25 protein-coding genes are annotated in these 22995 nt (G+C 68.5%); 8 read left to right on the top strand and 17 right to left on the bottom strand.

Features of this window, described 5'->3' with window-relative positions; genetic code table 11:
• Positions 1-5 precede the first annotated feature (5 nt).
• Complete coding sequence (locus G6P88_RS13345; RefSeq protein ID WP_345719162.1) at positions 6-2174, top strand: TonB-dependent receptor; 2169 nt, start codon at positions 6-8, stop codon at positions 2172-2174.
• Between the two features lie 39 nt (positions 2175-2213).
• On the opposite strand, the gene G6P88_RS13340 is transcribed toward G6P88_RS13345, so the two are convergent.
• From G6P88_RS13340 to G6P88_RS13325, 4 genes are read right to left on the bottom strand one after another with little or no spacing between them, the layout of a single operon-like run.
• A complete protein-coding gene (locus G6P88_RS13340; RefSeq protein ID WP_226946838.1) occupies positions 2214-2549 on the bottom strand; it encodes a gamma-glutamylcyclotransferase family protein in 336 nt (111 codons plus the stop codon).
• Between the two features lie 23 nt (positions 2550-2572).
• A complete protein-coding gene (locus tag G6P88_RS13335) occupies positions 2573-3451 on the bottom strand; it encodes a type II secretion system minor pseudopilin (RefSeq protein WP_226946560.1) in 879 nt (292 codons plus the stop codon).
• 5 nt (positions 3452-3456) lie between these two features.
• Positions 3457-4026 (bottom strand): PulJ/GspJ family protein, encoded by a 570-nt coding sequence (locus G6P88_RS13330; protein ID WP_165323602.1) that lies wholly within the window; start codon positions 4024-4026, stop codon positions 3457-3459.
• The gene (locus tag G6P88_RS13325; RefSeq protein ID WP_226946559.1) at positions 4023-5021 is read right to left on the bottom strand and encodes a penicillin-binding protein activator; all 999 of its coding nucleotides are present in this window, start codon (positions 5019-5021) and stop codon (positions 4023-4025) included. The genes G6P88_RS13330 and G6P88_RS13325 overlap by 4 nt, the downstream gene beginning before the upstream one ends.
• Positions 5022-5029: 8 nt before the next feature.
• On the opposite strand from G6P88_RS13325, the gene gspN reads away from it, so the two are divergent.
• On the top strand, positions 5030-5785 hold the full coding sequence (gene gspN, locus G6P88_RS13320; protein WP_165323600.1) for a type II secretion system protein N: 756 nt from the start codon (positions 5030-5032) through the stop codon (positions 5783-5785).
• Between the two features lie 29 nt (positions 5786-5814).
• Here gspN and G6P88_RS13315 read toward each other — a convergent pair whose 3' ends face one another.
• The 4 genes from G6P88_RS13315 to gspL are packed head-to-tail and all read right to left on the bottom strand — an operon-like array spanning position 5815 to position 10030.
• Positions 5815-7035, bottom strand: coding sequence for a type II secretion system F family protein (locus G6P88_RS13315; protein ID WP_165323599.1), 1221 nt, complete (start codon positions 7033-7035; stop codon positions 5815-5817).
• Positions 7036-7041: 6 nt separating this feature from the next.
• Positions 7042-8496 carry a type II secretion system ATPase GspE gene (gspE, locus tag G6P88_RS13310; RefSeq protein ID WP_165323598.1) on the bottom strand — a complete coding sequence of 485 codons (1455 nt, stop codon included), beginning with the start codon at positions 8494-8496 and terminating at the stop codon, positions 7042-7044.
• Positions 8493-8999, bottom strand: a complete 507-nt coding sequence (gene gspM / locus G6P88_RS13305; protein WP_165323597.1) for a type II secretion system protein GspM — start codon at positions 8997-8999, stop codon at positions 8493-8495. The genes gspE and gspM overlap by 4 nt, the downstream gene beginning before the upstream one ends.
• Positions 8996-10030 (bottom strand): type II secretion system protein GspL, encoded by a 1035-nt coding sequence (gene gspL, locus G6P88_RS13300; protein WP_226946558.1) that lies wholly within the window; start codon positions 10028-10030, stop codon positions 8996-8998. The genes gspM and gspL overlap by 4 nt, the downstream gene beginning before the upstream one ends.
• A 79-nt stretch (positions 10031-10109) precedes the next feature.
• On the opposite strand from gspL, the gene gspG reads away from it, so the two are divergent.
• From gspG to gspD, 5 genes are read left to right on the top strand one after another with little or no spacing between them, the layout of a single operon-like run.
• Positions 10110-10586, top strand: coding sequence for a type II secretion system major pseudopilin GspG (gene gspG, locus G6P88_RS13295; RefSeq protein WP_165323595.1), 477 nt, complete (start codon positions 10110-10112; stop codon positions 10584-10586).
• A gap of 1 nt (position 10587) precedes the next feature.
• Entirely contained in the window at positions 10588-11034 is a 447-nt protein-coding gene (locus G6P88_RS13290; protein ID WP_165323594.1) for a GspH/FimT family pseudopilin, read from the top strand.
• Positions 11031-11420, top strand: a complete 390-nt coding sequence (gene gspI / locus G6P88_RS13285) for a type II secretion system minor pseudopilin GspI (protein ID WP_226946557.1) — start codon at positions 11031-11033, stop codon at positions 11418-11420. Before G6P88_RS13290 ends, gspI begins: the two co-directional genes overlap by 4 nt.
• Positions 11417-12247 (top strand): type II secretion system protein N, encoded by an 831-nt coding sequence (locus G6P88_RS13280; RefSeq protein ID WP_165323593.1) that lies wholly within the window; start codon positions 11417-11419, stop codon positions 12245-12247. The genes gspI and G6P88_RS13280 overlap by 4 nt, the downstream gene beginning before the upstream one ends.
• A gap of 11 nt (positions 12248-12258) precedes the next feature.
• A complete protein-coding gene (gene gspD, locus G6P88_RS13275; RefSeq protein ID WP_165323592.1) occupies positions 12259-14313 on the top strand; it encodes a type II secretion system secretin GspD in 2055 nt (684 codons plus the stop codon).
• A 14-nt stretch (positions 14314-14327) separates the two neighbouring features.
• On the opposite strand, the gene G6P88_RS13270 is transcribed toward gspD, so the two are convergent.
• The 9 genes from G6P88_RS13270 to G6P88_RS13230 all read right to left on the bottom strand — a co-directional run bounded on the left by G6P88_RS13270 (position 14328) and on the right by G6P88_RS13230 (position 20875).
• Positions 14328-14768: a hypothetical protein gene (locus G6P88_RS13270; protein ID WP_165323591.1), complete on the bottom strand. Its 441-nt coding sequence runs from the start codon at positions 14766-14768 to the stop codon at positions 14328-14330.
• Positions 14765-15259: a hypothetical protein gene (locus G6P88_RS13265; RefSeq protein WP_165323590.1), complete on the bottom strand. Its 495-nt coding sequence runs from the start codon at positions 15257-15259 to the stop codon at positions 14765-14767. Before G6P88_RS13265 ends, G6P88_RS13270 begins: the two co-directional genes overlap by 4 nt.
• Complete coding sequence (locus G6P88_RS13260; RefSeq protein WP_206335766.1) at positions 15256-15945, bottom strand: hypothetical protein; 690 nt, start codon at positions 15943-15945, stop codon at positions 15256-15258. Before G6P88_RS13260 ends, G6P88_RS13265 begins: the two co-directional genes overlap by 4 nt.
• 18 nt (positions 15946-15963) lie before the next feature.
• Positions 15964-18027, bottom strand: coding sequence for an NAD(+) synthase (locus G6P88_RS13255; protein WP_165323588.1), 2064 nt, complete (start codon positions 18025-18027; stop codon positions 15964-15966).
• A gap of 139 nt (positions 18028-18166) precedes the next feature.
• A complete protein-coding gene (locus tag G6P88_RS13250; protein ID WP_165323587.1) occupies positions 18167-19198 on the bottom strand; it encodes a GGDEF domain-containing protein in 1032 nt (343 codons plus the stop codon).
• An 81-nt stretch (positions 19199-19279) separates the two neighbouring features.
• Positions 19280-19492, bottom strand: coding sequence for a DUF2842 domain-containing protein (locus G6P88_RS13245; protein ID WP_165323586.1), 213 nt, complete (start codon positions 19490-19492; stop codon positions 19280-19282).
• A complete protein-coding gene (locus G6P88_RS13240) occupies positions 19489-20070 on the bottom strand; it encodes a 5-formyltetrahydrofolate cyclo-ligase (RefSeq protein ID WP_165323585.1) in 582 nt (193 codons plus the stop codon). Before G6P88_RS13240 ends, G6P88_RS13245 begins: the two co-directional genes overlap by 4 nt.
• 260 nt (positions 20071-20330) lie before the next feature.
• Positions 20331-20663, bottom strand: a complete 333-nt coding sequence (gene zapA, locus G6P88_RS13235) for a cell division protein ZapA (protein WP_165323584.1) — start codon at positions 20661-20663, stop codon at positions 20331-20333.
• On the bottom strand, positions 20663-20875 hold the full coding sequence (locus G6P88_RS13230; protein ID WP_165323583.1) for a hypothetical protein: 213 nt from the start codon (positions 20873-20875) through the stop codon (positions 20663-20665). The genes zapA and G6P88_RS13230 overlap by 1 nt, the downstream gene beginning before the upstream one ends.
• Before the next feature lie 142 nt (positions 20876-21017).
• Between G6P88_RS13230 and tkt the strand changes: the two genes are divergently transcribed.
• Complete coding sequence (tkt, locus tag G6P88_RS13225; RefSeq protein WP_165323582.1) at positions 21018-22985, top strand: transketolase; 1968 nt, start codon at positions 21018-21020, stop codon at positions 22983-22985.
• Positions 22986-22995 lie beyond the last annotated feature (10 nt).

Below are 22995 nucleotides of genomic sequence, written 5' to 3'. Positions count from 1 at the left end.
CCCCCGTGACCGCATCCAAGCTTCGTACCATCCTGCTGACGGCAGCCGCCGCCACCGCCCTGTCGATGGGTGGCACGGCCTTCGCCCAGCAGGATGCTGCCGACGACATGCGCGAGATCATCGTCACCGCGCAGAAGGCGAACCAGACCGAGGTTGCGCGCCGTGGCAGCCTGGGCGTGCTGGGCGACCAGGATGCGGCGGACGTCCCCTTCTCGATCAAGAGCTACAATGCGGCGCTGATCCTCAACCAGCAGCCCCAGACGCTGGGGCAGGTGCTGGAGAATGATCCCTCGGTGCGGATCACCTATGGCTTCGGCAATGCGGCCGAGCAGTTCGTGATCCGCGGCTTCACGGTCTTCGGCGACGATGTCGGGCTCGACAGCCTCTATGGCATCGCCCCGCGGCAGCTCATCTCGCCCGAGCTCTTTGAGTCGGTGCAGGTTCTCAACGGCGCGAGCGCCTTTCTCAACGGCGCCGCCCCGGGCGGCTCGGGTCTGGGCGGCAGCGTCAACCTGATCCCCAAGCGCGCGACCCAGGACCTGACCCGCCTGACCGCCAACTACACCGCCGACGAGCATGTCGGCGGCAGCTTCGACGTCTCGCGTCGGTTCGGCGATGTCGGCGTCCGCGTGAACGGCGTGGCCCGCACCGGCGAGGTCTCGATCGACGGCGAGTTCCGCTCGACCTATACGATCGGCGGCGCGTTCGATTATAATTCCGGCCCGCTTCGGCTGTCGCTCGACCTCGCCTATCAGCGCGTCAAGGTGCGCGGACTTCGCCCCAAAGTGACCGTCGGCACCGCCGTAATCCCGCGCGTGCCCAAGGCCAGCGCCAACTATGCCCAGCCCTGGACGTACTCGAAGCTGCGGGACGTGTTCGGTATCGCCAAGGTCGAATATGACCTGTCGGACGCGGCGATGCTCTACGCCTCGGTCGGTGCCCGCGACGGCATGGAAGACGGCATCTATGGCGGCATCACCATTCTCGACGCGGCCACGGGCGCTGCCAGTGGCAATGCGCTCTACGTCCCCCGCACCGACAATAACGAAGCCAGCCAGGCCGGCATCCGCATCAAGCTGGCGGGCGGCGGCGTCACCCACCAGATCAACCTCGGCGGATCGATGCTGTGGCAGGTCAACCGCAACGCCTATGACTTCCTCTACGGACCCGGCTTCGCAGGCTTCGCCACCAATCTCTACAATGCGGTCGAGGTCCCGATCCCTTCGTCGAGCCTCGTCGGCGGCGATCTGGACGATCCCTTCCCGGTCGCGCGGACGCGGCTGTGGAGCCTGTTCGCATCCGACACGATCGGCCTGTGGGACGATCGCATCCTGATCACCGGCGGCCTGCGGCTCCAGTCGATCCGGCAGAAATCCTATTCCTATTTCGGCGGGGCGCTGACCAGCACCTATGACGAGTCGGCAGTGACCCCCGTTGCCGGCATCGTGTTCAAGCCGGTGCAGAACGTCTCGCTCTTCTTCAACCGCATGCAGGGCTTCGAAGCAGGGCCCGTCGCCCCGACGGTCGTCAACGGCCTGCCGGTCCGCAATGCGGGCGAGACCTTCGCCCCGACCAAGACCACCCAATATGAAGTCGGCGGCAAGCTGAGCGTAGGCCGGGTCAACGGGTCGCTCGCGCTGTTCACGATCGACCGGCCACGCCCCAGCGCCATCGCCGACGGAACTGCCGGCTCGCTCGTCTATGGCGTCTTCGCCAAGCAACGCAATCGCGGCATCGAGTTCAGCATGGAAGGCGAGATCGTCGACGGGCTGCGCCTGATCGGCGGTGCCTCGGTCATCGACGCCAAGCTCCGCCGCACCCAGGACGGCATCAACCAGGGCAAGAAGGCCCCCGGCGTTCCCGATTATCTGATCAACGCCAATGTCGAATGGGACCTGCCTTTCGCCACCGGCCTGACTCTCACCGGTCGCGTCGTCCACACCGGCGAGCAGGCGGCCAACGACGCCAACACGCTCGAGCTGCCTTCCTGGACGCGGGTCGATCTCGGCGCGCGCTTCGTCACGGTGGTCGCCGACAAGCCGCTGACCCTGCGCTTCAACGTCGATAATGTCGCGAACAAGCGCTATTGGGCCTCGTCCTTCGACACCTTCCGCCCCGACCTGCTTCAGGGCGCGCCGCGCACCGTGAAGCTGTCGGCCTCGATCGACCTGTAAAGGTCAACGGGCGTCGCGCGAGCGGCGCCCGCCCCGTCTTCAGGGCTTTCCCGCTCCGAGATAGATCCACGTTTCGACCGGCCCCTCGGCCGTATCGATCGCGACCGCCGTCCGGACATAGCCGGGGCCCTCGAAAGTATCGAGCTGGGCCCAGTGGGCGGGTAGGTCGGGCGACTCGAACAGGTGGATTTCGATCCGCTGCTCGGGCGGATCGAGCAGCAGCGCCGGATAGCCCAACGACGCGCCCCAGCCTTCCGGGACGAGCCGTCCGGCGATGCTTCCGACCCGCCAATGGCCGCGCAGTCCTTTTAGCTGGTCATGGTTCGACCGTCCCGGCGCCAAAGTGCCGTAACAAGCCAGTCGCTGGTCTCGCATATCGTTCACGGCATCGTCCCCGGTCATGGCAGGCGTGGCGCCTGCAGCGGCGCCGACGCTCCCCACCAACGCCCGACGACCAATGCTCCCTTGCCGCCGTCGGGTAAGTCGCGCCGCGCGATCAGGCTGGTAAGCTGCTGGCTGGTGTCGCCGATACGAACCCGGCTGCGCACCCAGAACAGGTTGGAAGTGAGCCCCGTCCCCTGCGGCATCGCCATGTTGAGCGTGGCCATATCGGCCGCCGTCAGATAGCCCTGCCGCTCGCGCAGCGCGGCCAGTCGTCCGGCCGCCATCGGATCGTCGGACAGGATCGCCAGCAGCTCGGGGCTGGCGGCATTGAGGTTGATCTTGCTCTCATAGGGCAGCGCCGTGACGAGCCCCGTCAGCCGCGCCAGCTGCGCCGGGGGTAGGCCGATGCCCGCCAGCGGGCGCAGATCGGTCACGGGCCCGGCGAGCCGGATCGCCACCACCGCCTTGTCGGCCTGATCGGGGCTCATCCCCACCGCCGCTGCGATCTTGCCGAGCAGGCCGAGCGCGACCGGATCGGGCTGCATCAGCGCATTGACATTGAACCGGCCTTGCGCGTCCTCGATCGCGAGGTCGAAGCTGCCGCCCTCGATTGGTGCGGCCGTCTCCGCCAGCGCCGCCCAGGGCTCGCTCCGATTGTCGGTGTCGGGCGCGACCAGCGCATCGCGGCGCAGCGCGACCACGGCCGACACCTCGGCCCCGCGCGCGATCGCTTGCGCACGGGCGGCCTCGCGCATCCGCAAGCCCCGTTCGAGCCCGCTATCCTCCACCGAGATCATCAGCAGCAGGATCCCGCTGGCGATGGCGACGAACAGCAGCACGTTGACGAGGATCATCCCCGCCTCGCGCTCGCGTCCATTCGGTGGCTGTCGCATCCCGCTCATGGATGCACGGGCAGCGCCACGACGCGCCGTACCCGTCCCTGCACGCTTCCGCCCGGCGCCAATACCATGTCCGCTGCCACCGCGAGCGGCCAGCTTTTCGCCTGATCTGGCGAGGCGGGCCAGTGATCGATCCAGCTGCCACCGGGCGCCAGATAGCTCCATCGCAGCGAGGCGACACCCTGCATCACCCGCTGCGCGCCCTGCGGCAGCCCATTGCCGCGCGCACTGCGCAGCAGCGTCCCCGCGCCCAGCTGATAGTGCACCTGCACCGGCACGCCCCCCGCCGCCGCGAGCGGTCGGGTAAAGCTCAGCGAAGCGGCATCGCCCGTCAGCGGTCCGGCCGACAGCTGCGACAGGTCGTTGTCGATCACGAACATCGCGCGCTGGATCTCGGCCAGCCGGTCGAGCCGCCCTTCGGTACGGCTCTGGATCCCCATCAGCGCATCGACGAGCGCGAGGCCCGCCATCGCGATCAACCCGAACAGCGCGAGCGAGATGATCAGTTCGATCAGGGTGAAGCCGGCCTCGCCCGCCGAAGCGCGCGAAGAGGCGTCGCCATCGGTCATAGCGACCCGCTCTTGTCCACGGCGGTGAAGCCGTCGGGGCCGGCAACCAGCACCGCGAGTTCGCGCGCGGCATGACCGTCGGCGGCGAAGCGGATCGGTCCGGTGGCAATGGCGAAGGACGGCACGGCGGAGAGCGCGGAGCGATCGACCACGCCGCCCGCGCGCAAGGCCTCGACGATCGACATGCCGTCATAGGCAAGCGCCGCGAGCAGGCCCGGCCCGGCGGCACCGGCGGAACCATAACGCTGTGCGAAATCGGATATCGACGCGGGGTCCGGCCCCGTCATCCACGCACCGCGCAGCGCGCCGGGTGGAAGATCGAGCGCCTGCTGCGTGCCGAGCAATTGGGGATCGCCATCCTGCATCGACCGCGCCGCGCGGAGCAGGGCATCGCCGCTCTCGGTCACCAGGACCGCGTCGGGCAGCCCGGAGCCACTGCGCGCGAGAACCGACCGCAATTGCTCTGGTGCGGTCTCCGCCGGAAGAACGATTACGTCCAGCCCGGCGGCACCACGCAACCGCTCGGCGGCCGCAACGCCCTGCGCCGACCAGCGCGAGGGACCGGCCAGGACCGCCACGCGCTTGACCCCCCGGCCCCGCGCATAGCGGAGGATCGAGGTCACGCTCTGGCTCGCCGTGATACCGAGCAGAAAGGCGCCGCTGCCGACCAGATTCTCGTCATTGCTGAAGCTGATCACAGGTACTCCGCCGGCCGCCTGCGCCGCCGCGCGGCTTTCCTCCGCGAAGAGCGGGCCGATGATGATCCTTGCCCCGCGCTTCACGGCCTGCTGGACGGCCGCAGTCGCCCCCGCTGCCGTGCCGCCGGTGTCGAGAATCATCAGATCCTGCGGCTTCGACAGCGGCGATTGCGCGAGCATCGCCGCACGCTGCATGCTAACGCCCAGCGTGGCCGACGGGCCGCTCAACGGCAGCAACAGGGCCGCCGGCGGGCGCTTGGCGGCCTTGCCCCGCGCAGCCGCCAGCAACGGAGACACAGAGGACGATGCCGACCCCAGAAGCAGCGCTGACGGCAGGAGCCCCAGAAGATGACGTCTTTGGCGGTCCATCCGATATTCCTTCACGCAACCCTACCAGCCGCCATCGGCTCGCTTATGCGGGCCTGGGCATCGGTCTTTATCTCGCCACGCTGATCGCAACCGTCCCCGCCGCACTGGTGGTGCCGATCCCCGGCGCCGGCGGCACCATCTGGCATGGATCGGCTCCGCTGGGCAGCACCACGCTGAACTGGCGCTGGTCGCCGCTGCGCAGCCTGACCGGCCTCGGCTTCGCCGTCGATTTCGGCCTTGCGGGCGGCGTCAACACGCTGACGGGAAACGCCCTGCTGCGTCCTGGCCGCGTGATTTTCGGGGATGTCCGCGGCACGGCCGATGGCGAACTCATCGCGCCGCTGCTCCAGACCCCGTTTCGCTGCAGCCTGCCCATGGCGGTCGACCTGCGCCGGATGACGATCGGCGGCGGCACCCGCATGGCCGAGGGGCGAATCGATACCCAGCCCGGCAGCTGCCAAGGCCCGGCGGGCGCGGCGCCGGTCGCCGTTCCGCCGCTGCGCTTCGACGCGATCGGCGATGGCGAGCGGACCCGACTGACGCTGGCGCCGACCGGTCAGCCGCAGCCAGCCTATCTGCTCGGCACGCTCAACCCGGATGGCCGGATCAGCCTCTCCGTGACTGCCGAAGGCGCGGCCGCGCTGCCCTTTCTCTCGCCGCCGGGCGGCATGACGATCGAAAGCGACCTCTAGCTTCGGGGTCGCGGTGGGCCCAGACATCGTCACATGCCCACGATATTGTTGAGGTTGATGATCGGCAGCAGGATGGCGAGCACCATAAGCAGGACGAGCCCGCCCATCATCAGCAGCACCATCGGCTCGACCAGCGCCACCAGCATCGACGCCATCGCCTCGAGTTCACGCTCCAGTTCCGCCGCCGCGCGCGCGAGCGCCGGCCCGAGCTGCCCGCCATTCTCGCCGCTCGCGACGATCGCCACGAGCATCGCCGGGAAGATACCCGATTCACCCATCGCCGCCTGAAGGCTCGCGCCCTCGCGCACCCGCTCGGCGACGCGCAGCGCCGCTTGGCGGAAATGGAGATTGGGGGTCACCGCCGCCGCCGCATTGAGCGCGTCGACCAGCGGTACTGAACTCTGGACCAGCGTCGCGAGGCTCGCCGCGAAACGCGCCGCATTATATTGCCGGCTGAAGCGCGCGATCGGCCAGGTGCCAGCGAGCGTCCGGTCGAACCCCAGCCGGTTCGCGGGCGCACGCAGCCAGCGACCGAACAGGAAGATTCCGCCGGAGATCAGCAGGAGCAGCGCCAGGCCATAGCTTTGCAGGCCAGCCGAGATGGCGATCAGCGCGCGGGTGAGGAAGGGCAGGTCCGCCCCGCGCGAGATGAAGACGCGGACGATGTCGGGCACGACATAGACCATAAGCAGCGCCATCATACCGAAAGACACGACCGCGAGCAGCGCCGGGTAGAGCAGCGCCAGCTGGATCTTCTGCTGGTTGCGCTGGCGCGCCTCGACGAAGTCCGCGAGATGGGCGAGCACCTCGGACAGCTTGCCCGCCTGCTCGCCGGCCGCGACCGACGCGGTGAAGAATTCGGGGAAGGTCGCGGGGTGCAGCCGCAGCGCGGCCGCGAAGCTGTAGCCGTCGAGGATCGCCCCGCGCACATCGAGCAGGAGCGACCGCAGCGCAGCGCTTTCCGCCGATTCGGCGACCAGCTTGAGCGCCTGTTCGACATTGACGTCGCTGCTGACGAGGGTCGCGATCTGTCGCGTCACCGTGGAAAGCGCCTTGGCGCCGATGCGGCGACGGAAAAGGCGCAGGCCGCTCCCCCCGGCCGCCGCCTGTGCCGTGGCCGCCTCGACCGAAGTGGGCAGCAATTCACGGTCGCGCAGCAACTGTCGCGCGGCGGCCGCGCTCGACGCCTCGATCACGCCCTGCTTGGAGGCGCCGCGCGGGTCGACGGCGCGATAGGCGAAGGCGGGCATGGGCTTTTACCCCTCGTCCTGGACGACGCGGGCGACTTCCTCGACCGTGGTGAGACCGGCGCGCAGCTTGTCGATACCGTCCTCGAGCAGGCTCGGTCCCTCGCGCCGTGCCGCTGCGGTCAGTTCGGCCTCCGACGCGCCGTCGTGGATCATGCGGCGGATCTCGTCGTCGGCCGCCACGACTTCGTACAACGCCATGCGGCCCTTATAGCCCTCACCATGGCATTCGTCGCAGCCGCGTGCGCGCCAGATCTTCTTGCCCGGCTTCAGCGCCTTGCCGAGCAGGATCGAGTCCGCCTCGGTCGCGCGATCCTGCCAGCGGCAATGCTCGCACAGGCGGCGGACGAGCCGCTGCGCGATCAGGCCGACGACCATCGGTGCGAGCAGGTAACGCTCGACCCCCATGTCGATCAGCCGGGTAATCGACCCGATCGCACTGTTGGTGTGGAGCGTGGACAGCACGAAATGGCCCGTCATCGACGATCGCACCGCGACCTCGGCGGTTTCCTGGTCGCGGATTTCGCCGACCATGATCACGTCCGGATCCTGGCGCAGGATCGCGCGCAGGCCGCGGGCGAAGGTCATGCCCGTCTTGGCGTTGACCTGGGTCTGGGCGATGCCCGCCAGCTCATATTCGATCGGATCCTCGACCGTCATGATGTTGCGCTTGCGGTCGTTGAGATGGGTCAGCGCGGTGTAGAGCGTCGTCGTCTTGCCCGATCCGGTCGGGCCGGTGACGAGCAGCACGCCGTGCGGGCGATCGAGCAGGCGCAGGAAGACCTCGCGGTCGCGCTCGGACATGCCCAGCGCATCGATGTCGAGCCCTGTGCTGCCGCGATCGAGCAGACGCATCACCACGCGCTCGCCATGCTGGGTCGGGATGGTCGAGACGCGGACGTCGATGTCGTAACCGCCGACGCGCAGCGTGACGCGGCCGTCCTGCGGGATCCGCTTCTCGGCGATGTCGAGCCGCGCCATGACCTTGATGCGGCTGACCAGCAGCGGGGCGAGGGCGCGTTTCGGCTCGACGACGTCGCGCAGGACGCCATCCACGCGGAAGCGGACGATCAGGCGCTTTTCCTGCGTTTCGATATGGATATCGGACGCGCCATCGCGCACCGCCTGCAGCAGCAACGCGTTGATCAGGCGGATGACCGGACTGTCGTCGCGGCTGTCGAGCAGATCGTCGACCGCCGCAGCGCTGTCGGCGAGCGTGGCCAGATCGTCGGTCTCGGCCAGATCCATGCCGCCTGCCATGCCATCGCGATAGGTGGCGGCGACGGCGGATTCGAACGCCTCCTCGCCGACCGGCTCGAACGAGGTCGCCGGTCCGAAGCGACGCTGCACCTCGAGCAGCGCTTCCGGGCTGGCGCCGGCCCGGAAGAGGCAGCGATGGGCCTCCCCCGCCTGATCGACCAGGACGCCGTGGCGGCGTGCGAAGCCATAGGGAAGCGCGGTCATGCGCGCACCGTCAGTTCGGCCGAAACCGATCCGCTGGCAGGCCGACGATCGATCCGCAATCCCGTAACGCGCAGGGAGCTTCCCCCTTCGAAGGCTGCGATCCAGCGCACGAGCGCCTCATAGGGGACGTCGGCGACGGTAACGCGAACCTCGCCGCCCTCGCCGTTCACGACCGGAACCACCCCCTGCTGCGCGCCCGTCGTCGACAGGATCGTCGCCGGCGTGCCGCTCATCTGCGGTTGCACGGGGGCGCTGCCTATGGGGCCTGCGCTGCGGAGCCGCGTGGTGAGGCTCTCATAGGTGCGGATGTCGTTGATCGCCCGGCGTCGCGTCTCGAGCAGCGGCTGCACGGCCATGGTGACGACCAGCCAGGCCATCAGCAGGACGGCCAACAGCGCCAGCAATATCTGCTCGCGTCGGCTGCGCGCCGCCCACCAGGTGAGCAGCTTCTGCCGCGCCGGTTCGGCGGTCGGAAACAGCGTGGCGAAATCGAAACGGCTCATGCGCCCCCCTCGGCGATGATGAGGGTCGCCCCCTCGAAACGGCCTTGCAGCCCCGCGCCCTGCAGCGCCTTTACGATGCCCCCGCGCGCGGACGGATCGGCGAGATCGACCTCCAGCTGCAGGCGCTGGCGAACGGCATCGAATCCCAGGCTGCGGACCGTCACCGTCGCCCCGAAGGGCGCCAGAGCCGCCGAGCTGCGGGTCAGCAGAGGCAGGAAGCTGCCCGGCGGTGCCGTCGTTCCGGCCGGGATGAGCTCGGCCGCGACCATCGCCGCCTCGCGCGGATCGCTGCCCGCATAGCGGCCGGGTGCGGCCGTCGCGAGCTGGCTGGTCAGTTCGGCGCCGCGCTTCGCGGCGATCGACTTGAGCGCGAAGGTGTCGGCGGCAGCGATCGCACCGTGGGCGAGGAGGCCGGCGGCCGCGACGAGCGCAACGCGCCTGCCGGTCGCGGACAGCCCTTGGCGCGGACGGGCGAAGATGCCCTGTCGCAGGTCGAGCGCGATCGAACCGATCGGTCCCAGCCCGGCCTGTTCGTCGCATTCGGGGCGGCCAGCGGCCGTCCACATCGCCAGGAACAGCGGCTCATAAGTGGCAAAGCCGCCACCATCCGGAAGCCGCACGAGGATTCGACCCGTGGCATCGCGCAGAACATTCCACCGGCCTGCATCCGGAACGGGCAGCGCCAGCGCGTCGGGCAGCAGGGCTGCGTCGCCGACACCGGCGATTTCTGCCGTAGCGATCCACCGGGCCATCGCTTCGGGTGCGACCACGGCAGCAATCCACTCGCCACCCGGCGCCTGCCCGCCCAGCGCGAGATGGACGGCGTCGATTCGTTCGGCGATCCGGTCCTCGATCGCGAAAGGGAGAGCCGCAAGCCGCTTGGCAGGAGAGGGCAGCGGCAGCGGTACCGGCAGCAGCAGCACCTCTTCGCTGGGCACCAGGACCACATCGCGCGGTGCATCGACGCCCAGCGGCCGGCAGCCTCCGTTGTCACAGGCCCACGCCGCACCCACGGCCGGGCCGGCAAGCATATTTTTTAGCCGCGCCAGTCGGGGCGCTATGCTAGGCGACTGTAACATGGTTTTCATGGATGTATCTCATAGCGCGGCCATGATCATAGTTTCGCAACAATTTCATGACGAGGCCGAACACGCGCCCCGTCGCGCCATCTCCGATCCGGAAGCGGGCCTCACCCTGATCGAGATGATCGTCGTGCTGGCGATCATCGCGCTTGTAGCCGCATTGATCGTGCCCAACGTCATCGGCCGCCCCGACGAGGCCCGCGTTACCGTGGCCAAGACCGACCTGCGCACCATCTCCGCCGCGCTCAAGATGTACCGACTCGACAATGGCGACTATCCCAGCAGCGACCAGGGCCTCGCCGCCCTGTCGAAGAAGCCCACCACCGAGCCGCTCCCGCGCAACTGGTCGTCCGAAGGCTATCTGGCGCAGGTGCCGGTCGATCCCTGGGGCCGGCCATATGTCTATCGCAACACTGGCGGCACCTTCGAACTGCTGAGCCTCGGCAAGGACGGCAAGCCCGGCGGCGAGGGACTCGATGCCGATCTGAGTGATAAAGCACCCTGAGATGCAGCCACAGGGGGGCGAATCGGGGATGACGCTGGTCGAGATGCTGGCCGTGCTCGCGATCATCGCGGTCGCGGCGGGGGCGACCGTGCTCGGCATCGGCGCGGCTACCCGTGCGCCCAGCGTCGAGGCCGAGGCGCGCCGACTGTCGAGCCGGCTCCAGTCGGTCGCCGACGAAGCCATGGTGTCGGATCAACCGGTCGCCTTCACCTGGGACGATCGGGGCTACGCCTTCCTCGGTTCGAGCAGCGGCAATGATGAGGCGCATGCCCGCCATCGCCTGCCGGTCGGGATCCGACTCGACATGGGCAAGCGCACGCCGCCGCTGATGCTGGGCGTCGACGGCACCGGCGTTCCGGCAAGCATCGGCCTGCGATCGGGCGAGGATCGCTGGATGGTCGTCTATGACGGGCTGTCGGCTACGCCCATTCCGGCGCCGGCCGCATGATGCAGGCGCTTCATCCCGCCGGCCGGCTCCAAGAAGAAGGCTTCTCGCTGATCGAGGCGCTCGTGGCGCTGCTTGTCCTCGCCATCGCCGCCGCCGGACTCGTCCGCGCGGCCGAGGCACATGTCGATTCGATCCGCAGCCTGGAACGCCGCGCCGGCGCGCAACTGGTCGCCCAGAACCGGCTTGCCGAACTTTCGCTTCCCGGCGCCTCCACGTCGCCGGAGACGGTCGACATGCTGGGCAGCCGCTGGAGCGTGACCGTCGCCGAGACGGCCACCGACGATCCCGACCTCGCCAAGCTGGCCGTGTCGGTCTCGGCGCCGGGCGAGAGCGATCCCGTCGTCACGCTCGATGGATTCCGCGACCGGGGGACAACCACGCGATGACCCCACGCCAGGCCTCCCGCGCCGCCGACATCTTCACCGCGCTGGTGATCGCTTCGATCGCCATCTCGCTGGGCGTGACGACCTGGCATCTCATGGGCGCCAGCTCGACCCGGCCAGCCAGTGCCCCAGTGGCAGCCGCACCCGGCGGGTCCGTAGATATCGCGCCTGCGCTCGCACTTGCGCCCTTCGGCCGGCCCGACGCCTCGTCGGCCCCGCCGACCAGCCTCGCGCTCCAGCTGCGCGGCATCATCCTTGCCGACCCGGCTTCGGCCTCGTCCGCGCTGATCGCGCCCACCGGCGGCCAGCCCGTCGCCTATGTCACGGGCCAGTCGGTGCCGGGCGGCGCGACGATCGAGGCGATCGCCTTCGACAAGGTGCTGCTGCGGACGAACGGTCGCCTCGAACGGCTCGACCTGCCGCGCATCTCGGCCAATGGCCAGACGCCGCCAGCAGCTTCGTCCGCACCGGCCGCCACCGGCGCCGTACCCGCGACCGGCCCGTCGGACGGGTCGGGCAGCCAGCCGCTCCAGGCCTTCGCGCCCGGCTCGCCGCCGCCGGGCGCTCCGGCCGGCGGACCGCTGTCGCTGCTCGACCGCCTCGGCGCAGCTCCCGTCGGCGGCGCCTATCGCGTCGGCACCTCGCCTTCGCCCGAAGCACGCGAGGCCGGGCTACTTCCCGGCGATGTCATCGAACGCATCAACGGCATGCCGGCCACCGCCGTCGCGGCCGACCGCCAGCTTCTTGCCCAGATCATGGCCGCCGGACCTGCCCAGGTCGAAGTCGTGCGCGGCGGCAAGCGCGTCACCTTCTCCTTTGCCCTCCGTTGAGGAACCGATCCGTGTCCCTGTACGCCCGCACCGCCCTATCCGCCCTGGTCGCCGCCTCGCTGGTCGGCGCGCCGGTCCTGGCGCAGTCCGCCCCGGGTGCCGCCGACGTGGTCGTCAACATGCGCGCGGTCGAGATTTCCGACGTTGCGGAACAGATTTCGCGCATCACCGGCCGCACGCTGATCCTCGATCCGGCGGTCAAGGGCACGGTCAACGTCACATCGGCCGAGCCGCTGTCGGTCGACGGGGTGTGGGACCTGTTCCAGTCGGTCCTGCGCGTCCATGGCTTCGCGGCAGTGAAATCCGGGCGCTCCTGGAGAATCATTCCGCAGGCCTCGGCGATCCGCGATGCCGGCTCGGGCGGGCGGCTCAACGCGCAGGATGTCACCACGCGGATGGTCCGCCTCCACAATATCTCGGGCGAACAGGCCGCGCGCGTGTTTCGGCCTCTCGTCGCACAGTTCGGCAGCATCGAGGCGATGACCTCGCCCAACGCGATCATCGTCACCGATTATGCGGAAAATGTCCGCCGCATCGAGCAACTGGCACGCGCGCTCGACAATGGCGGCGGCGGGCGTTTCGACAGCATCTCGCTGCGCTACGCCAATGCCAAGGACGTCGCGGCTGCCATCCAGGGGTTGTTCGGGGACGGCAGCCAGACCGGCGGCCCGCGCGTCGTGGCCGACGAACGGAGCAACATGGTGCTGCTGCGGGGAGAGCCCAATCTGATCTCCGAGGCGCGCCGGCTGGCCGCAACGATCGACAAACCCGGTGCCGGCGTTCCGATCACCCGGATGATCCGTCTCAACAATGGCGACGCCGAATCGGTCACCGCCGTGTTGCAGGGCGTGCTCGGCGAACAGGGCAGCGTCACCAATCCGGTCGCCAAGGCGGTAGCCGGCGGTCGCGCGAGCATCGGCCGAACCAACGCCTCTTCCCGCTCCGGTTCGACCTCGTCGCTCGGCTCGACCGCCTCTTCGCTCGGCAGTCTCGCGGACGCCGCAGCTGCTGCCGCCCCGTCGACCAGCGGCGGGAGCAGCGGCGACGCCAGTCCCAAGGGTTTCTCGACGCCCGACCTGACCGTCCAGCCCGCGCCCGAGCTCAACGCGATCGTGCTGCGCGGCACCCCGGCCGCCATTGCCGAGGTCGAGCCGCTGATCTCCCAACTCGACGTGCGTCGCCCGCAGGTCCTGATCGAGGCGGTGATCGTCGAAATCAGCGGCGACGAGGCCGAATCCCTCGCCGTCCAGCTTGGCATCGGCGCAGCCGCGCTCAATCGTGGCGACGGTGCCGCGACCTCCTTCACCAGCCCCGGCGTCTCGCTGTCGACCATATTGGGCGCGATCGGTGCGCCCGCGGCGGTCGCCGTCCTGCCCAATGGCGGTTCGGCCAGCATCAGCTTCGGTGACAATTTCTCGGTGCTGCTGCAGGCGATCGGCCAGTCGACCCGCGCAAACCTGCTGTCGACGCCGAGCATCACCACGCTCGACAACGAACCGGCCGAGATCGTGGTCGGCCAGAACGTGCCATTCCGCACCGGCAGCTTCACCACCGACGGCAACTCGCTCAACCCCTTTACCACGATCGAGCGGCAGGACGTGGGCCTGACGCTGCGAGTCGTACCGCGCATCCATCAGGGCAATGTCGTCCGCCTCGAAGTGGCGCAGGAAGTCTCGTCGCTCGTCGCCGCAGTGACCGGCGCCGCCGACCTCATCACCAACCGGCGCAGCATCCAGACGACCGTGCTCGCCGACGATGGCCAGACCATCGTCCTCGGCGGCCTGATGAGCGACGACCGCAGCCAGGTGAAGAGCCAGGTCCCGATCCTGGGCGACATTCCGATCGCGGGCGAGCTGTTCAAGTCGCGGCGCGAGAGCCAGGTGAAGCGGACCTTGTTCGTCTTCCTGAAGCCGACCGTGCTGCGCGACCAGGCTGCAGCCAAGGCGGTGACCGACGCCAAATATGCCCGCACCCGCTATGACGAGGCGATGCTCGGCAAGCACCCACCACTGCTGCTCGAACCGCCCCGCGCGCGCCTGCCGCTGGAAATCTCGGGCGTTTACTGATCAGCGCCTCCTGATCACTCGGCGAGGGGCGCTTCCTCGTCAACCTCCGGCTCGGGATCGTCGGCAGCCAGAAAGGACCGGACCCGGCGCGTGCCCTTGGCGAACAGCGCGGCATCGGGCGACAGGCTGACGAGCGTCCAGCCCTCATGGCTCTGCCCGGGCGACAGCGTCGCCGTCCTGCCGTCTCCCGAGCGCACCATCGCAATGGCGTTGTCGGGAAGCCGCCCGACGATTCCGACAAGTTGCGGCGCGTCCTCTGCCTGCGTCGTCAGCGCAGGCGACAGCGGATCGAGGAACAGGCGCCGGGACGGCACCGCATCCGGCGCGGCGACGGGCAGAACCGTCTCGCCCGGCGCGGGCAGCGTCGGCAGCGCGGGCTGTGCGCGGTGGAGCAGCCAGCCGGGAAGTGCGAGGGCCAGCGCGATCGCAAGTCCGTTGATCAGGCGACCGTTCATCCTTCGTGCCACCCCACGGCGCGCGCCTCGAGCCGCACCGCGGTTTCGGCCGGTCCCGTGCGGGACAGACGCCAGAAGGCGAAGCGGATGAGGGGCGTGCCGGACTCGAGGCTTTGGACCAGGGCGAGCACGTCCTGCTGAGGGCCCGAGACGACCAGATCGGCCGAGAGTTCGGTCGGCATCCGGCCATTGGCGGGCATCGGCGCGAGCCGTTCGAGCAGCAGCCGTCGCTCGGCCGTGGCCCGGCGCATGGTCCAGACGAAGGTGGCCTGGGCCTGCGCCCGATCGCGTCCGGCAAAACCCAGACCCTGAGGCAGGAGCGGCGCGGCCCTGAGGCGGCCAGCCGCCGCCCGCATGTCCAGTCGCAGCAGGGCGCTCCGCTTCCGTTCGAGGACAGCCAACCCCAGGCCTGCGACAAGGCACAGTAGCAGGACAATGGCGACCAGTGCCGCGAGGCGGCGCGGGCTGTAACGAGGGAAGCGGACGATCATCGCAGCCGTCCCTTCAGGCTGACCCGGATCGTGCCCGCATCGGTTCGGCTCTGATCGACCTCGCCGAGCGACGCCAGCAGCGGATCGGCAGCCAGTGTCGCGCGCAGCTGATCGGGATCGGCCGTATCGATCTCGATCAACAGTTCAGCTTCGGGAGTCAGCGACATGGCTTCGACGCTCGCGCCCTCAGGCAAGACATCCGCCAGCTGCGCGGCAATGGCGCTCAGCGGCGGCACGCCGGCCACCCGTTCGACGCCATGCCGGGCGCGTTCGACCGCGGCGATGCGCGCCTGCCCGGCCAGGGCTTCGGCGTCGCGACGTTCGATCGTCCGCATGCGCAGCATGTCGACACCCGTCCAGCCCCAGGCGATAATCGCGGTCGTGAGCGGAATGGTGGCGAGGATGAGTGCGGCCCGCCAGGCGACGTCGCCGGTCGCGATCGCCGTCGGGCCGCGTGCCCCCTCGACATGGCGTCCCGGCCATCGCCAGTCGCCCGAGCGCGCTTTCGCCGCCAGAACGTCGAACAGGCTGGGCCCGATCGCCTCGACGCTCACCGGCTGCAGGCCCCGCGCCTCGAGCGCCGCGCGCGCAGCCGCCGCGTCCGGCGCCCTGACGACGCGGATCTCGGACGTACCGCTGCGCCGGAGCATGACGCAGCGAAAGCGGGTCATCCCGTCCCCCGACATGATGCGCCTCCCCCCGGCTCAGCCCTCGACGCCGTCGAGCGCGGCTGCGAGTTCGTCGAGCCAGACCTTGGCCGTTCCGTCGGATGGCGCGCGCCAGTCGCCACGCGGGGACAGCGCCCCGCCGCCCGACACCTTCGGTCCGTTCGGCAGCGCCGAGCGCTTGAACTGGCTGATCGTGAAGAAGCGGAAGAGGAATTTCTCCAGCCAGCCGCGAATGATAGCCAGATCATAGCGATTGCGCCCCTCTACCGGCAGGCCCGCCGGCCACAGCCCGGCGTCTGCATCGCGCCAGGCGTGCCAGGCGAGAAAGGCGATCTTCGACGGCCTCAGTCCCAGTCGCACGACATGGTGGAGGAAGAAGTCGTTGAGCTCATAGGGGCCGATCCGGGCCTCGGTGCTCTGGATCGCGCCGCTGGCATCGGCAGGGACGAGCTCCGGCGATATCTCGGTCCCCAGGATAGAGAGCAATATCTCGTCGGTCGTGGCGTCGAACTGGTCGGTCCGGACGCACCAGCGGATCAGATACTGGATCAGCGTCTTGGGCACCCCGGCGTTGACGCCATAATGGCTCATCTGGTCGCCCACACCATAGGTGCACCAACCCAGCGCCAGTTCGCTCAGGTCGCCGGTGCCGACGACCAGGCCGCCATGGTGATTGGCGAGGCGGAACAGATAGTCGGTACGCAGACCGGCCTGCACATTTTCGAAGGTGACGTCATAGACCGGTTCGCCCCCGGCAAAGGGGTGGCCCATATCCACGAGCATCTGCCGCGCCGCCGGGCGGATGTCGATCTCCTCGGCAGTGATTCCCAGCGCCCGCATCAGCGCCCAGGCGTTGGACCTGGTTGCCTCGCCCGTCGCGAAGCCAGGCATGGTATAGCCCCGGATCGCCGTGCGCGGCAGGCCCAGCCGGTCGCAGACCTTGGCTGCGACGATCAGCGCATGGGTCGAATCGAGACCGCCCGAAATGCCGATGGCCATCGCCTTGCCGCCGGTGGAGCGAAAGCGCTTCGCCAGGCCCTCGACCTGGATATTGAAAGCCTCATAGCAGTCGGCGTCGAGTTCTGCGGCATCGGCCGGTACGAAGGGGAAGCGGGCGACCGGTCGGGCGAGCCCGACGTCGCGGCCATGGGGCCGATGCGTGAAGGCGATCCGCCGAAAGCGGGATTCCGGATGCCCGGCCGCCGTGGCGCAGTCATTGAAGGTGCCGTTGCGCATCCGCTCCAGACGGAGCCTCTCGACATCGACGTCGGCGAAGATCAACTCCGCATCCATGCCGAACCGCGTCGATTCGGCAAGCATCGTCCCCATCTCGTGGATCATCGCCTGTCCGTCCCAGGCCAGGTCGGTGGTGCTCTCGCCCGGCCCGCTGGCCGAGTAGCAATAGGCCGCGATCGCGCGCACCGACTGCGAATGGGCGAGCATGGCGCGTTCGCGCGCCTTGCCGATGATGATGTTCGAGGCCGACAGGTTGCACAGGATCAGCGCGCCCGCCATCGCGCCGGCGGTCGAGGGCGGCAGCGGTGCCCAGTAATCCTCGCAGATTTCGACGTGGAAGACGAAGTCCGGCAGGTCTTCGGCGGCGAAGATCTGGTCCGCCCCGAACGGAACGCGCTGCCCGCACAGCATCATGTCGAGGCCGGTCAGCCCATGGCCGGGCGCGAACCAGCGCTTCTCATAATATTCGCGGTAATTGGGGAGGAAGCTTTTGGGCACCACGCCAAGAATGCGGCCCCGCGCGATCACCACGGCACAATTGTACAACCGCCCCGCACGCCGCAACGGCGCCCCAACCAGCAGCACGGGTGCGAGCGCCGCGCTGGCCTCGACAATCCGGGCGAGTTCGTCCTCGACCCGATCGAGCAGAGCATCCTGCAGATGCAGATCGTCGATCGCATAGGAGGACAGACTGAGCTCGGGGAGGACCAGCAGGTCGACTCCGGCGGCGTCGGCACGGTGGCCCAGATCGAGGATGGCGTCGGCATTGGCGCCGACGTCGCCGACGCTGGCCAGCGGCGTGCCCGCTCCAACACGGACGAAACCGTGACGGTGGATCGAGAAGAAGGACGCGACTTCGGACATCAGGGCTCCCGGTCGGCTGTCGTCACCGGAGGTGCCCGGCCGTGCCGACGCGCCCCTCGAGACGAACAGGTTCCTGCCCCATAGAGGAAGCGCACGCGAAGCGCCAACCTGCGCGCGCCCGCCCGCGATTCTTCTTCGGTCAGTCGGCGGCGTGGATCCGATTCCGGCCCAGCTGCTTCGCCTGGTACAACGCGGCATCGGCGCGCTTGAGGATCGATCCCGGGGAATCCTGGATGTTGAGCATCGCAAGGCCGCCCGAGAAGCTCAGCTTGCCGAGCGACTGGCCCGTGTGCGTCACCTTCAGTTCGCGTGCGGCGATCGCGGCCCGGATCTTGTCGAGCACAGTCATCGCGCCGGCGGCAGCGGCGCGTTCGAACACGATGACGAACTCCTCCCCGCCATAGCGCGACACGAAGACATCGCCATTGGCCGCGCGGCCGAGCGAGGAGCCGACGAACTTGATCACCTCGTCACCGATCTGGTGACCATGGGTGTCGTTGAACTGCTTGAAATGATCGATGTCGCAAATCGCGAGCCCCAGCGGCGTGTCTCCGCGCCTGGCCTTCTCGAAGGCGTTGCGCAGATGATGGTCGAGCGCACGACGATTGGGCAGGCCGGTCAGCGGGTCGCTGTTCGCGCGATGATGGGCGGCGGCGAGGTCCTTGCGCATCACGCTCATCTGCGCCTCGGTCCGGCGCAGATCCTCTTCGGCAAGCTGCGCCTTGTCGATCATCGAACGGGTCAGGCCGACGAGCTTCTGGACCGCGAGCGCGGGCGACCCATCGGCCTCCAGCCCGGCCGCCTCGTGTGCAAGCGCTTGTCCATAATCGCGCGCCTCGTCGCCGGATCGCGTCAGGATCGACGACATTTCCTCCAGGAAGCCTTGCGCCTCGGTCGCGATCCGCGACAGTTCATCGGTCGAAAGGCCGCTGTCCAGCCGGGCTGCGATCGCCGCCGCGACGGTCTCGTTCAAACCGCCTTCCTTGGCGATGGCACGATCGATCATCGCGTTGAATTCGCCGTCCCGCCCCGAAAGATAGCGGTGGCACATCTCGAAATTGCCCGGCGACGGCTCGAGCCCGTGGTCGAACAACAATTTGCCGATCATGTCATAGAGCCTGCGCCATTCGGCGCGCTCGGCAGACTTTTCGGCGATACGTTCCTCGCGCACAACTACACCCCTGATCCTGGCACCGGGGGATAGAGCGAGATTCGATACATCCGGTTAATGCCGCACCGTAATATTACGACGTCAGTGCCTCCAGCGACCCGTTTCCATCCAGGCCAGAAGGGGCTTCAGCGGGGCTATCCAGACGATGCCGGCAACCACGTAGATCAGCAGCTGCACCAGCATATGCTGATCGCCGATCCACGAGGATGCCGTAGCGACAATCACAGCCCAGACGAGAATCAACAGCAAGATCAGGAAGATGCCTGTGGGCTTGCGCCAGCTCGGTTCGTTCACCCTCTTTCCTCCGGCTCGATCTGGCCCCGTTCGGTGACCATCGCGTCGAGTGGCACGTCCCAAGGATCGACGGCTATGGCGCAGCTTTGCTGCACGGACCAGCCAAACCCGATTTTTTTCACCATAGGCCGTAGCGCGAAGGCTCGGTCGTAAAATCCGCCGCCCTGACCCAGCCGCATGAGTCGCGAGTCGAATCCCACGAGCGGCGCGACGATCACGTCGGGCTCGCCACGCGGCGCATCGGCGCGCGGCTGAAGCAGCCCACGCCAGCCGCTCTCGAGTGCCTCCCCCGGCAACCAGCGGTGGAAGTGCATCGGTGCGGCGCGACCGGTCACATAGGGGAGGAGAATGTCGATCCCCGCGCGTGCGGCGATGTCCATCGCGGCCGCGCAACCCAGCTCGCTGCCCAGCGCGACGTAGAAGGCCACCGATCGGGACGCCGCGATCAAGGGCATGAGCGCAGCCGCCGCTTCGGCCTCGAGCCGGGCGCGGTCGTCCGGCGACAGCGCCTGGACGAAGCCATCCCGTCGGCCCCGCAGGATCGACCGCTGTTCGGCCTTGTCGGTCGCCGGGCTCATGATGCCCCCGGCCCCGGTGAAAAGCGGGCAGCGGGGAAAAAGGCGGGTGGCGGGACCGCCATGGTCGTTGCTGGAATATCCTCTGACGCCAGTAGCATCAGGTGGGGACCATATGTTCCGGACCAGGATCCGGGCAGGGACAGCCCCCTAGGAATGTGAATCGCCTCAGGGATGTTCTCTGCAGCTCGTGCCGGGCAGAACCCGCCGCCCTCCATTTAGGATGCCGCGACGCGACTCTCAAGAGCGGAGCGGCAACAGGCTCATACCGACGACCGTTCGATCTGCTCGGCCAGCCGTTCGACCCGTTCGGCAATGCGCTCGATCGCGACCGCATAGGCCGGATCGGGCTCGGCGCTGGCAGGCACCTCGTTGCGCGCCACCGCCGCCGCACCGCGCAGGTCGTTGACCTCGTCGGCGAGCAGCAGCGCCGACAGCAGCAGCGTGCGCGACTCCGTCATCTCCCCCAGCGCCCCGGTGATGTCCTGCGCCTTGCCGTTGACCATATTGACCAGCGCGCGGAGGTGGTCCTCCTCCCCGTCGCGGCAGCTCAGGCGATAGCGCCGTCCGGCGACTTCGACGTCGACGTCGGCCATCAATATCTCTCCAGCAGGCGATCGATCCGCTCGATCGCCGACTCGGTCGTTTCGCGCAGCGTGCGGTGGCGCTCGGCCAGGCGGTACAAGGCCTCGCTTTCGTCATGGCCGAAACCCGACTGTGTGGGCGGGGCTGCTTCGATGCCGGCCTCGACACGGGCTATAGCGCGTTCGAGGCGGCCCAGGGCAAGGATCAGGCGGCGGTCTGTCATCGATTCGATGGAATAGCAGCCTCGCGCCGCCTCGCAAGCGTTCCCCAAGGTTGACGATACCGCTTTGGCACGACAAAGGGGCGCGCGAACAGCCAATCCCTGTTCGATCGACGATCCCGCCCGTCCGCACAGAAGGTAGACCATGACGATTGCACCGCGGCAGCTCGCCAATGCCATCCGCGCCCTTTCGATGGATGCGGTGCAGGCCGCCAATTCGGGGCATCCCGGCATGCCGATGGGCATGGCCGACGTCGCGACCGAGCTGTTCACCCGCCATCTGAAGCATGATCCGGCGAAGCCCGACTGGGCCGACCGCGACCGCTTCGTCCTCTCGGCGGGCCATGGGTCGATGCTGATCTATTCGCTGCTGCACCTGACCGGCTATGCGCGGCCGACGATCGACGACATTCGCAATTTCCGCAAGCTGCACAGCCCCTGCGCGGGCCACCCCGAGAATTTCGAGCTTCCGGGCGTCGAAGCGACCACCGGTCCGCTCGGCTCGGGCCTCGCCACCGCCGTCGGCATGGCCATGGCCGAGCGCCACCTGAACGCCGTGTTCGGGGACGAGCTCGTCGACCACCGCACCTGGGTGCTGGCCGGCGACGGCTGCCTGATGGAAGGCATCAACCATGAGGCAATCGGCCTCGCCGGCCATCTGCAGCTCGGCAAGCTGATCGTGCTGTGGGACGACAACAAGATCACCATCGACGGCGCGGTCTCGATGAGTTCGTCCGAGGACGTGCTGGCGCGCTATGCCGCAACCGGCTGGCACACCATGTCGTGCGATGGCCATGATGCCGCCAGCATCGCCCAGGCGCTGGAAGCAGCGAAGGCCGACCCGCGCCCCTCGATCGTCCAGTGCAGCACGATCATCGGCTTCGGCGCTCCGAACAAGCAGGGCACCTCGGCGACCCACGGTTCCGCGCTCGGCACCGACGAGGTCGCGGCGACCCGCGCCCATCTCGGCTGGACCGCCGAGCCGTTCGTCGTGCCCGAGGACATCAAGGCCGCCTGGCTCGAAGCCGGGCAGCGCAGCGTCGGCGAGCATCAGGCCTGGCAGGCGCGCCTCGCCGCCTCGGCGCAGAAGGACGAGTTCGAACGCCGCATGGCCGGCAAGCTGCCGACCGGCTTCTCGCTGGACGCCTATCTCCAGGATCTCGCCGCCAATCCGCAGAAGGTCGCGACCCGCAAGGCATCGGAAATGGTGCTCGGCCCGATCAACGAGCAGATCCCCGAGACGATCGGCGGCTCGGCCGACCTGACCGGATCGAACAACACCAAGACCAAGGCGCAGGCGCCCTTCACCGCGGATAATTATGCCGGTCGCTATGTCTATTACGGCATCCGCGAGTTCGGCATGGCCTGCGCGATGAACGGCATGGCGCTGCATGGGGGCGTGATCCCCTATGGCGGCACCTTCCTCGTCTTCTCCGACTATTGCCGTGCGGCCATTCGCCTGTCGGCGCTGCAGCAGCTGCGCGTCGTCTATGTGATGACGCATGACTCGATCGGCCTCGGCGAGGACGGCCCGACCCACCAGCCGGTCGAGCATATGATGAGCCTGCGCGTGATGCCGAACCTCGACACCTATCGCCCGTGCGACGTGGTCGAGACGGCGGAATGCTGGGCGCTGGCGCTGGAGAAGGCCGACGGACCGTCGCTCCTCGCCCTGTCGCGCGAAGGCCTGCCGCAGCTGCGCACCGACGTGTCGGAGAATCTCTCCGCCAAGGGTGCTTACCGGTTGAAGGCCGCCGATGCCGCGCGCAAGGTTGTTCTCATCGCCAGCGGTTCCGAGGTCGAGATCGCGCTCGCCACTGCGAAGCAGCTCGAAGAGGCCGGTTTCGGCGCCGACGTCGTCTCGATGCCCAGCTGGGAGCGCTTCGACGCGCAGCCCGAGGCCTATCGCGACGAGGTCCTGCCCGAGGGCGTGCTCCTCGCCTCGATCGAGGCCGGCACGACCATCGGCTGGGAACGCTATGTCGGCCGCAAGGGCCTGCGCTTCGGCCTGGACGGCTTCGGCGCCTCGGCTCCGGTCAAGGCGCTCTACGACCATTTCGGCCTGACGGCCGACAAGATCGCACCCCAGATCATCGGGGCGCTCGGCAACTAAACAAACCGCA

It is taken from the genome of Rhizorhabdus phycosphaerae (assembly GCF_011044255.1).
Lineage (GTDB): Bacteria > Pseudomonadota > Alphaproteobacteria > Sphingomonadales > Sphingomonadaceae > Rhizorhabdus > Rhizorhabdus phycosphaerae.
This window is presented reverse-complemented; position numbering and strand designations above follow the sequence as displayed.

What these genes read in the sequence shown, in the direction of transcription:
- zapA (WP_165323584.1), bottom strand. Translation starts at nt 20,663, where the DNA reads ATGGCCGACGTCGACGTCGAAGTCGCCGGACGGCGCTATCGCCTGAGC.
- gspE (WP_165323598.1), bottom strand. Translation starts at nt 8,496, where the DNA reads ATGACCGCGCTTCCCTATGGCTTCGCACGCCGCCACGGCGTCCTGGTC.
- G6P88_RS13240 (WP_165323585.1), bottom strand. Translation starts at nt 20,070, where the DNA reads ATGAGCCCGGCGACCGACAAGGCCGAACAGCGGTCGATCCTGCGGGGC.
- gspI (WP_226946557.1), top strand. Translation starts at nt 11,031, where the DNA reads ATGATGCAGGCGCTTCATCCCGCCGGCCGGCTCCAAGAAGAAGGCTTC.
- gspM (WP_165323597.1), bottom strand. Translation starts at nt 8,999, where the DNA reads ATGAGCCGTTTCGATTTCGCCACGCTGTTTCCGACCGCCGAACCGGCG.
- G6P88_RS13270 (WP_165323591.1), bottom strand. Translation starts at nt 14,768, where the DNA reads ATGAACGGTCGCCTGATCAACGGACTTGCGATCGCGCTGGCCCTCGCA.
- G6P88_RS13230 (WP_165323583.1), bottom strand. Translation starts at nt 20,875, where the DNA reads ATGACAGACCGCCGCCTGATCCTTGCCCTGGGCCGCCTCGAACGCGCT.
- gspL (WP_226946558.1), bottom strand. Translation starts at nt 10,030, where the DNA reads ATGCTTGCCGGCCCGGCCGTGGGTGCGGCGTGGGCCTGTGACAACGGA.
- G6P88_RS13255 (WP_165323588.1), bottom strand. Translation starts at nt 18,027, where the DNA reads ATGTCCGAAGTCGCGTCCTTCTTCTCGATCCACCGTCACGGTTTCGTC.
- G6P88_RS13315 (WP_165323599.1), bottom strand. Translation starts at nt 7,035, where the DNA reads ATGCCCGCCTTCGCCTATCGCGCCGTCGACCCGCGCGGCGCCTCCAAG.
- G6P88_RS13330 (WP_165323602.1), bottom strand. Translation starts at nt 4,026, where the DNA reads ATGACCGATGGCGACGCCTCTTCGCGCGCTTCGGCGGGCGAGGCCGGC.
- G6P88_RS13280 (WP_165323593.1), top strand. Translation starts at nt 11,417, where the DNA reads ATGACCCCACGCCAGGCCTCCCGCGCCGCCGACATCTTCACCGCGCTG.
- G6P88_RS13260 (WP_206335766.1), bottom strand. Translation starts at nt 15,945, where the DNA reads ATGTCGGGGGACGGGATGACCCGCTTTCGCTGCGTCATGCTCCGGCGC.
- gspN (WP_165323600.1), top strand. Translation starts at nt 5,030, where the DNA reads ATGCCGACCCCAGAAGCAGCGCTGACGGCAGGAGCCCCAGAAGATGAC.
- G6P88_RS13265 (WP_165323590.1), bottom strand. Translation starts at nt 15,259, where the DNA reads ATGATCGTCCGCTTCCCTCGTTACAGCCCGCGCCGCCTCGCGGCACTG.
- gspG (WP_165323595.1), top strand. Translation starts at nt 10,110, where the DNA reads ATGATCATAGTTTCGCAACAATTTCATGACGAGGCCGAACACGCGCCC.
- G6P88_RS13335 (WP_226946560.1), bottom strand. Translation starts at nt 3,451, where the DNA reads ATGCGACAGCCACCGAATGGACGCGAGCGCGAGGCGGGGATGATCCTC.
- G6P88_RS13340 (WP_226946838.1), bottom strand. Translation starts at nt 2,549, where the DNA reads ATGCGAGACCAGCGACTGGCTTGTTACGGCACTTTGGCGCCGGGACGG.
- tkt (WP_165323582.1), top strand. Translation starts at nt 21,018, where the DNA reads ATGACGATTGCACCGCGGCAGCTCGCCAATGCCATCCGCGCCCTTTCG.
- G6P88_RS13290 (WP_165323594.1), top strand. Translation starts at nt 10,588, where the DNA reads ATGCAGCCACAGGGGGGCGAATCGGGGATGACGCTGGTCGAGATGCTG.